We start from the raw sequence: 9,228 nt of genomic DNA, 5'->3' as shown, positions 1-9,228 counted from the left end.
CGCCTTTGCGGCGCGTCACCCCTATGCGCTGGGCCGGCTGGTGCTGCTGGCCGGTGCTCATCGCCCGCATCCGCTGGCCACGGCGCAGCGCTCGGTGCAGCGTGGCATCGTGCGCCTGGGCCTGGACAGCGGCCAGCCCGAGCAGGCGCTGGCGCTGGCTCGCCAGCTGGCCATGACCACCTATCGTGGCAGCGAGGAGTTCGCCCGCCGCTTTCAGGCTGCGCCGGAGTTCCGCGACGGCCGCTTCCACTTTCCGGTGGAGGACTATCTGGAGCACGCCGGGCGCCGCTTCGTCGAGCGCTTCGACGTGGAGCGCTTCCTGGCGCTGTCCGAATCCATCGACCTGCATGACGTGACGCCCGAGCAGGTCGCCGCGCCCGCCACCTTGATCGGCTTCCCTTCCGACCGCTTGGTGCCGCTGGCCGACCTGTGCGAACTGCAGCGCCGCCTGCATGGCCCGGCCACGCTGGAAGTGGTCGAGTCGGCCTACGGCCACGACGCCTTTCTCAAGGAAACCGACCGCCTCGCGCCGCTGCTGCGCGAAGCGCTGGCCGGTGCTTGAACCCCCTGACACGACGCATCACGCACGGAGATTCACCATGAGCGATACCCCCGCCCCCTGTACCCCGTCGAGTTTGAGTACCCGCGCGGTGCGCGCCGGCATCGAATCGGATACCCAGCATGGCGCCGTGGTGCCGGCGCTGCATTTGTCCACCAACTACGCTTTTGATGGCCTCGGCGGCAAGCGCCAGTACGACTACTCGCGCAGCGGCAACCCCACGCGCGATCTGCTGGGCGATGCGCTGGCCGAGCTGGAGCAGGGCGCGGGTGCGGTGGTGACCGCCAGCGGCATGGCGGCGGTGGCGCTGGCGCTGGAGCTGGTGCCGGCCGGCTCGCTGGTATTGGCCGCGCACGACTGCTATGGCGGCACCTGGCGCCTGCTCGATGCCTGGGCCAAGAAGGGCCGCTTCCAGGTCAAGTTCGTGGATCTCACCAACAGCCACACGTTGGCTGAGGGCTTGGCGCTCAAGCCTTCGCTGGTATGGGTGGAAACGCCCTCCAATCCGCTGCTGCGTATCACCGACATCCGCCATGTGGCGCAGGCCGCGCACGCCGCCGGTGCCCTGGTGGTGGTGGATAACACCTTCCTATCCCCTGCGTTGCAGCAGCCGTTGACCCTGGGGGCGGACGTGGTGGTGCATTCCACCACCAAGTACATCAACGGCCATAGCGATGTAGTGGGTGGCGCGGTGGTGGCGCGCGACGCGGCCGTGGCCGAGCAGCTCAAGTGGTGGGGCAATTGCAATGGCCTCACCGGCGCACCGTTCGACAGCTTCCTCACCTTGCGCGGCCTGCGTACGCTGAGCGTGCGCCTGCGTCAGCACCAGGAGAATGCGGTGCGTATCGCCGAACGTCTGGACGGCCATGCGGCTGTGCGCAAGGTGTATTACCCGGGCCTGGAAAGTCATGTCGGCCACACGCTGGCGGCGCGCCAGCAGCTGGGTTTCGGCGCCATGCTGAGCTTTGAGCTGGAAGGCGAGGTGTCGCATATCGAAGCCTTCGTGGACGGTTTGCGCTACTTCTCGCTGGCTGAGTCGCTGGGTGGCGTGGAAAGTCTGGTGGCGCATCCCGCGTCCATGACGCATGCCTCGATGGCGCCGGAGGCGCGCCACGCCGCCGGTATTGCCGATAGCCTGCTGCGCCTTTCGGTAGGTATCGAGGATGGCGACGACTTGCTGCGCGACGTGGACGCCGCGCTCGCTCGCGCTGAGGCGGTATCAAGCGGCAAACGTCGGGTGCTCGCATGAGCGCGGTGCTGGCGCAACCGTCGACCGAGCCCGTGAAACCGGCGTCGTCCGCTGTCGCCATCGTGTTGCTGGGCACGGGCGTGGTGGGCGGGGCGTTCCTCAAGCTGCTCAACACACCGGCGGCGGCCTCCATTCGTCTCGTCGGCGCGGCCAATTCGCGTCGCCAGCAGACCCTGTCCGACCAACTCGCGGACCGCGCGTTGCGCGATAAGCTCAAGAGCCATGGCGAAGCGCGTAACGATGCCGCCTTGCTGGCGGCGTTGGACGCCAACGAGGCCGGTGTGAAGGTGATCGTCGATGCCACCGCCTGTGGCGAACTGGCGGCGCGTCATGCCGACTGGCTAGCCCGTGGCTATCACGTAGTCACCGCCAACAAGTCCTTGGCCGGTGGTGAACTGCCGGGTTGGCGCAGCCTGCAGGCTGCGTTGGCCAAAGGGGGCCGCTACGGCGATTCGGCCACGGTGGGCGCGGGTCTGCCGGTGATTTCCACGCTGCGTCGTTTGCGTCATTGCGGCGATGCGCTGTTGACGCTGGAAGGCGTGTTTTCCGGTTCGCTGTCCTATCTGTTCAATCAGTACGACGGCAGCCAGCCGTTCTCCGCCTTGCTGCGTCGCGCGCGCGAACTGGGCTATACCGAGCCCGATCCGCGCGCGGATCTCTCCGGTCAGGACGTCGCACGCAAGCTGCTTATCCTCGCCCGTTGCGCCGGCTTCGCCCTGCGTCCGGACGAAGTGGAAGTGGAGAGCCTGGTGCCGGAAAGCCTGCGCGAGGTGGATCTGGATACCTTCCTGGCTCGCCTGGAAGAACTGGACGAACCGCTGGCGCGTCGCCACGCCGAGGCCCAGGCGCGCGGCGGAGCGCTGCGCTTTCTCGCACGCCTCAATCAGCGTGGCCGCGCGCGCGTGGGGCTGGTGGAAGTGCCCGCCAACCATCCCGCCACGCGCCTGTATGGCACGGACAACCAGTTCGCGCTCAGCACCACCCGCTACAACACCCAGCCCCTGGTGATCCAAGGCCCGGGCGCCGGCCCGGAAGTCACCGCTCAGGCCCTGCTGGGTGACGTGCTGGCGTTGACGCAGCACTAAGCCGGATCGGGTAAGCATAAAAAAACGCGCGGCTCAGGCCGCGCGTTTTTTATGGACTTACCGGTTTGCTCAGTCGTGCGCGTGCGGGTTGGCTTCTGCTTCTTCCACCGCCGGCGTGCGCCAGCCGGACTTCACGCCCCACACGTAGAACACCAGCGCCACCGCGGCCACCACTACCAGGTCGATCCCGTACGGCAGGTAGTTCTTGCCGTGGAACTGGTCGCTGCCGGCCCAGGAAATGGCCGCGATGGAGGGCAGGTAGACGATCAGCCACCAGGCGCCCTTGAGCTGCTTGCCGAAATCCTGCCAGCCGCTCTTGGCCTGGTAGTACAGGTACACCGGCAAGGCCACCACCATCAGCAGAATGATTTCGCCGGTGAGCGGCCAGGTCGCCCAGTACAGCAACTCCGTGGCCATGATGAAGGCCACGCCCGCCAGGATCGGCAGGCCCTTGATGCGCAGCGGGCGATGCATGTTGGGTGCGGTGCGGCGCAAGGTCATCGCGCTCACCGGGCCGGTGAGGTACGAAATGATGGTCGCCACCGAGATCACCGCCGCCAGCGTGCCCCAGCCGCGGAAGAAGAACAGGAACAGGAACGACACCACTAGGTTGAGCCACATGGCCGGACGCGGCACGCCCCACTTGGGGTGAACGCGGCCCAGGATCTTGGGCATGGTGCCGTTGCGCTCCATGCCGTAGATCATGCGGGCGGTGGTGGCGGTGTAGGTCATGCCGGTGCCGCTGGGGCTGATGAAGGCATCCACGTACAGCAGCATCGCCAGCCAATGCAGGTTCACGATGATCGCCAACTCGGCGAACGGCGAACGGAAATCGATACCGTGCCAGCCCGCCTTGGCCAGCATGTCCGGCGGCACGGCGCCGAGGTAGGCAATCTGCAGGATCACGTAGACCACCGTGGCCAGCAGGATCGAGCCGATGACCGCGAACGGAATGCTCTTACCCGGGTTGCGCGCTTCGCCGGCCAGGTTCACCGGGCTCTGGAAGCCGTTGAAGCTGAACACGATGCCCGCGGTCGCCACGGCGGTGAGCACGGCGGCGAAGTCGATCGCGTGCGTGTCGCCGTGGATGCCCACCGAGAGGTTCTCGCTGTGGAAGCCGCTGGCGATCAGCGCCAGGCCGGTTGCGGCCGGCACCACCAGCTTGAACACGGTAATGGCGGTATTGGAGCGGGCGAACAGCTTCACGCTCCAGAAATTCAGCAGGAAGTAGATGATGACCAGCACCGCGGCGATGGCCAGGCCCGGTGGCGTCAGCTCACCGTGGCCATCGGGCATGTGCATGAAGAGATCTTGCGCCCATTGCCACGGCCACGAGGCCATGTACTGCACGGAGGCTTCCGCTTCCACCGGAATCACCGAGACGATGGCGATCCAGTTGGCCCAGGCGCCGATAAAGCCGACCAGCGAACCGTGCGAGTAGTGGCTGTAGCGCACCATGCCGCCCGACTCCGGGAACATGGCGCCCAACTCGGCGTAGGTGAGCGCGATGGTCATGATGATCGCGGCGCCGAGCACCCAGGCCCAGATGGCGCCGGGGCCAGCCAGGCCGGCGGCTTTCCAGGCGCCAAACAGCCAGCCGGAACCGATGATCGAGCCCAGGCCGGTAAGCATGAGGGCGAAGGGGCCGACATCGCGTCGGATGGGAGATTGAGACATTGAGGTCCCCAGGTCAGTGGTTCGACGAGCCGCCACCCGGGCGACACAAGGCCCGGATGATGACAGACCGGTCAAGGCGCTGTCAGCCCGCCGGGAGTCATGGAACGTGTCGGTCCACAACTGGCAGGTAATTGAATTGCTTTTGGAATGTGTAGATTCCAGCGATATCTTGCCGGTGGCGCCGTGGCCCCCGGGGCACGCTCGCCCCCTTCCACGCCTTACCGTTTTGCGCCGAGCGCGGCCGGTGCCGCGCCCGTTGCAGATGCCGTGCTTGCCTCGCCAGCAGGGGCAGGAGCTTGCATCAGCACTCGATCACGTTGACGGCCAGGCCGCCACGCGAGGTTTCCTTGTACTTGTCCTTCATGTCGCGACCCGTGTCGCGCATGGTGGCAATCACCTTGTCCAGCGACACGCGGTGCTTGCCGTCGCTCTTGAGCGCCATGCGGCTGGCGTTGATCGCCTTGACCGACGCCATGGCGTTGCGCTCGATGCAGGGAATCTGCACCAAGCCGCCGATGGGGTCGCAGGTGAGGCCCAGGTTGTGCTCCATGCCGATCTCGGCGGCGTTCTCCACCTGTAGCACGTTGCCACCCAGCGCGGCGGTGAGGCCGCCGGCCGCCATCGAGCAGGCCACGCCCACTTCGCCCTGGCAGCCCACTTCGGCGCCGGAGATGGAGGCGTTCTCCTTGTAGAGGATGCCGATGGCGCCCGCGGTAAGCAGGAAGTCGACGATGCCGCTTTCGTCCGACTTGGGGCAGAAGCGGTAGTAGTAGTGCAGCACCGCCGGCACGATGCCGGCCGCGCCGTTGGTCGGCGCGGTCACCACGCGTCCGCCGGCGGCGTTCTCTTCGTTCACGGCGAGCGCGTAAAGATTGACCCAGTCCAGGATGGTCAGCGGGTCTTTCAGCGCGGCTTCCGGCTGCGAACGCAGGTCATCGGCCATCTGCGGCGCGCGACGGGTCACCTTGAGGCCGCCCGGCAACACGCCCGGGGAGCGCAAGCCGCGGTTGACGCAATCCTGCATGGCCTTCCAGATGGTGAGCAGGCCGGCGCGGGTTTCTTCCTCGCTGCGCCAGACCTTTTCGTTTTCCATCATCAATTGGGCGATGGTGAGATGGTGCTTATGGCACAGCTCCAGTAGCTCGTCGCCGCTGGAGAAGGCATACGGCAAGTCGGTGGTGTCGGCCACGATGCGGTCTTCGGCCGCCTCGTCGTGGTTCACCACGAAGCCACCGCCCACCGAGTAGTAATCGCGCGTGGCCAGTTCGTGGCCTTCGGCGTCGTAGGCGGAGAAGCGCATGCCATTGGTGTGGAACGGCAGCTTCTGGCGCTTGTTGAATACCAGGTCGCGCTTTTCCTCGAACTCGATCTCGTGCTTGCCGAGCACGCGCAGGCGATGCGTGCCGCGGATGCGCTCCAGCGTCTCGGGAATATGGTCGGGGTCGACCGTATCCGGGTGGGCGCCCTCAAAGCCCAGCAACACCGCCTTGTCGGTGCCGTGGCCGCGCCCCGTCATGGCAAGTGAACCGTACAGTTCGGCGCGTACACGCACGACGCGATCGAGTACGCCTTTTTCTTCCAGCCAGCGCTCGGCGAAACGTGCGGCAGCGCGCATCGGGCCAACGGTGTGCGAGGAAGACGGGCCGATGCCGATCTTGAACAGGTCAAATACGCTGACAGCCATGGAGGTACACAGAGTGGGCGGGGAAGACCGCCTATTCTACGCAGGGCGTGCGCCATTGGTTGCCGCGCCGCAGCGATAGCTACGGTGCGCGTGCGTATGGAGCCGCGTGCGGCGTAGCAGCCCGGCGTGTGGCTGCCGTTCCCGCCTTCGCGGGAAGGGCGGTCCCATCAGGGCTTGCTCAGAACGTGTAGCGCACGTTCACCATGTAGCTGCGCGGCGCGGAATAGAAACCTTGCGCCCAGTACAGGCTGTTGATGTATTTGCGATTGGTCACGTTGTCGATGTTGAAGGTGGTGCTCCAGTGCGGGCCGATGTCGTAGCCGGCCATCAGGCCCACCACGGCATACGACGCCTGCCGAGTGAATATCTCGCTGCCATCGGTGGCGACCGCGCCCTGGTCGCGATAGATCGTGTCCTGCCAGCGCAGCGTGCCGCCCACCTTCAGGCCCGGCAGCGCGTCGAAACGATAGCTGGTGGCCAGGCGGAACATGCGGCGCGGCACATAGGTGCGTACGTTGTGGCCGTTGGGATCGACCAGGCCGAGCTGGGTGTAGCCGCCGCTCAACTGCCAGTTGTCCGTGAGCTGGCCGCTCACATCGAACTCGTAGCCCTTGGCGATGGCATCGATGCCGGCGTAGTAATCCTGATTGGTGGCCAGGTTGTGGCCGGCGTATTCGGCCAGGCCATCCTGGCGGGAGCGGAATAGCGCGAAAGACGCATTGAGACGGTTGTCGTACCAGGCGCCCTTGATGCCCGCCTCCAGGTTCGCGCCCGTCACCGGATCGAGCACTTTGTTGTTCACATCCGTCAGCGTCTGCGGGTTGAACAATTTGGCGTAGCTCGCATACAGCGAGTAGTTATTCGACAGGTCGTACACCGCGCCGACGAATGGCGTGGTCTGCGTCTTGTCGTAGTTGCTGGGCACGCCGTAGTTCGCACCCGTTTGCTCGATGTGCACCAGGCTGGCGCCGGTAATCAAGGTGAGTGGGTCGGCCAGGCTCCAGCGCGCGGTGGCGTAGAGTGTCTGGCGCTTGGTGTGGAAATCGCCGTTGCCGTAGGATGCGCCATACGGCGGCTCCGGGTAGTCGCCCGTCCAGTCGTTGAACGATGGCAGCGGCGTGCCGATGCCCTGGCCGTAGCTGGACAGCTGGTGTACGTCGTCCTTGGCCCAATTGGCACCCAGTACCAGTTCATGGCGACGACCGCCGAGCTGGAACGGGCCGGTGGCGTATACATCGGCCACGTATTGCTTCTCGCCGCTGGTGTAGGCCGACGGATAGGCATAGAGGCCCAGCCCGGTCTGCGCATTCGGTGTGCCGTAGACATAGAACAGGTTGCTGTTCTCGGCGATGCGGCGGTAGTTGAGTACGCCCTTGAGCTTCCAGTCGTTGCCCAGCTCCTGCGTGAGTTCGACGAAGCTGCGCGTATCGGCCACGTTCCAGCGCGACCAATCGGTCGACGTGCTGGTGTCGCGGCTGTAATCGGTGGGTGTGCCGTCGGTGTTGTACAGCGGCAGCGCGCCCCACATGCCGCCGTGGGTCTTGTTCTTCTGGTAGGTGATGCCCGCGCTGAGCAGGGTGCTGCTGCCGAGGTCGGCCTCGACGATGCCGCCCAACACTTGCTTGCGCAGGTTGTAGCGGTCCAGATAGCTGTCGGTGTCCTGGTCGGCGGCGATCAGCCGGCCGCGCACGCTATGGGAGGCATTCAGCGGGCCGGACAGATCCACATCCAGGCGACGGTTGTCCCAACTGCCCACGGTCACGCCCACGCTGCCTTGATAGTCGGCGGTGGGGCGCTTGCGCACAAAGTTGATGGTGGCCGACGGGTTGCCGGTGAAGGAGAGCAACCCATTGGCGCCGCGCAGCACGTCCACGCGCTCGTACAACGCGGTGTCCAGGTCGCCTTCCTGTTGGCCATTGGCGAACGGCAGGCCGATGCCATCGACCAGGAAGTTGGTGACATCGAAGCCGCGCGCACTGTAGTAAGTGCGGTCGGTTTCCACGCGTTCGACGTTGACGCCGGTGGTGTTGTCCAGCACGGCGTTGATGTTGTTCAGGCCGAAGTCGTTCATCTGCTGGCGCGTCACCACGCTCATCGATTGGGGCGTTTCGCGCAGGGAGAGCGACATGCGCGTAGCGCTATCGGTGGCGTGCGTGGTGTAGGCGTTGCCATCGCTCACCACGGTGGCGGTGGCCTGCACGCCCTCCAGGTTCTTCACCTGCTTGGTGGTGTCGCTGGCCGGCGGCTGGTCTTCGGCGTGGAGTGCAGGCACGGCCAGCGCCAGGCAAAGGGCCGCAGTGAGGTGACGGAGGGCGAGGCGCGGTTGCGCGCACGCGGCAGCAGTAGGCATCGCGGGAGCCTTGGTTCGGTTAACGGATGAGAGTGGATGGCCGCGCGACGCACGGCGTGGGCGGGAGCGGCGGCGAGCCCGACACTCAAATGATAGTTATTATCATTTGCATTGACCAGTCCCCAGCGTGGGGGACCTCGCGCGGCGTCTTGTCGCCATGCTCGCCGGCTGGGCGGGCGTCCGGTATCGTCGCGCGGCTATGCCGACCCGATTCGTGCTCTATCAACGCGATTACTGCCACCTGTGCGACCAGGCGCTGGCCGTCATGGCCCAGGCGCGTGCGCCGGATTTCGACAGCCATTGGGTGGACGACGATCCCGGGCTGGAGGCGCGCTACGGCACGCGCGTGCCAGTGCTGCAGGATCGCCACGATGGGCGCGAACTGGACTGGCCGTTCGACGCCGATGCCGTGTGCCGGTTCATCGCTACGGAACGCTAGGCGCCTGTTTGCAACCTGCACGTGTGCCTGGCATCCGCTCCCGCCCACGCGATCACATCCAACGATGACCTTGCGCCGGGATTGATCCGGCAGACGTCCAACCGCACGACCGCGCACAGTTTGGCGCTTCGTCACGGTCGCGCGGAAGGCTGCTCATGCCCCAACAGTCCGATATCAGCTTTGCC

The 9,228-nt window shown here is 65.9% G+C and carries 6 protein-coding genes and 1 pseudogene; 4 read left to right on the top strand and 3 right to left on the bottom strand.

What is annotated here, in order from left to right; all coding sequences use genetic code 11:
- From JHD67_RS20110 to JHD67_RS20100, 3 genes and pseudogenes are all read left to right on the top strand, one after another.
- Window positions 1-562 (top strand): annotated as a pseudogene (locus tag JHD67_RS20110) (alpha/beta hydrolase); the annotation flags it as partial.
- A gap of 37 nt (window positions 563-599) precedes the next feature.
- Window positions 600-1,808: a cystathionine gamma-synthase gene (gene metB / locus JHD67_RS20105; RefSeq protein WP_199100950.1), complete on the top strand. Its 1,209-nt coding sequence runs from the start codon at window positions 600-602 to the stop codon at window positions 1,806-1,808.
- The gene (locus JHD67_RS20100) at window positions 1,805-2,893 is read left to right on the top strand and encodes a homoserine dehydrogenase (RefSeq protein WP_199100949.1); all 1,089 of its coding nucleotides are present in this window, start codon (window positions 1,805-1,807) and stop codon (window positions 2,891-2,893) included. The genes metB and JHD67_RS20100 overlap by 4 nt, the downstream gene beginning before the upstream one ends.
- Before the next feature lie 69 nt (window positions 2,894-2,962).
- On the opposite strand, the gene JHD67_RS20095 is transcribed toward JHD67_RS20100, so the two are convergent.
- The 3 genes from JHD67_RS20095 to JHD67_RS20085 all read right to left on the bottom strand — a co-directional run bounded on the left by JHD67_RS20095 (window position 2,963) and on the right by JHD67_RS20085 (window position 8,604).
- Entirely contained in the window at window positions 2,963-4,570 is a 1,608-nt protein-coding gene (locus JHD67_RS20095) for an APC family permease (protein WP_199100948.1), read from the bottom strand.
- A 301-nt stretch (window positions 4,571-4,871) separates the two neighbouring features.
- A complete protein-coding gene (locus JHD67_RS20090) occupies window positions 4,872-6,254 on the bottom strand; it encodes an L-serine ammonia-lyase (RefSeq protein WP_199100947.1) in 1,383 nt (460 codons plus the stop codon).
- Between the two features lie 178 nt (window positions 6,255-6,432).
- Window positions 6,433-8,604 carry a TonB-dependent siderophore receptor gene (locus JHD67_RS20085; protein ID WP_199100946.1) on the bottom strand — a complete coding sequence of 724 codons (2,172 nt, stop codon included), beginning with the start codon at window positions 8,602-8,604 and terminating at the stop codon, window positions 6,433-6,435.
- Window positions 8,605-8,803: 199 nt separating this feature from the next.
- On the opposite strand from JHD67_RS20085, the gene JHD67_RS20080 reads away from it, so the two are divergent.
- Window positions 8,804-9,043: a glutaredoxin family protein gene (locus tag JHD67_RS20080; protein ID WP_199100945.1), complete on the top strand. Its 240-nt coding sequence runs from the start codon at window positions 8,804-8,806 to the stop codon at window positions 9,041-9,043.
- Window positions 9,044-9,228: the final 185 nt, after the last annotated feature.

The sequence above is a fragment of the Dyella sp. ASV21 genome (assembly GCF_016428975.1).
Lineage (GTDB): Bacteria > Pseudomonadota > Gammaproteobacteria > Xanthomonadales > Rhodanobacteraceae > Dyella.
Note: the sequence above shows the minus strand (reverse complement) of the source record. Positions and strands in the feature narration are given on the sequence as shown.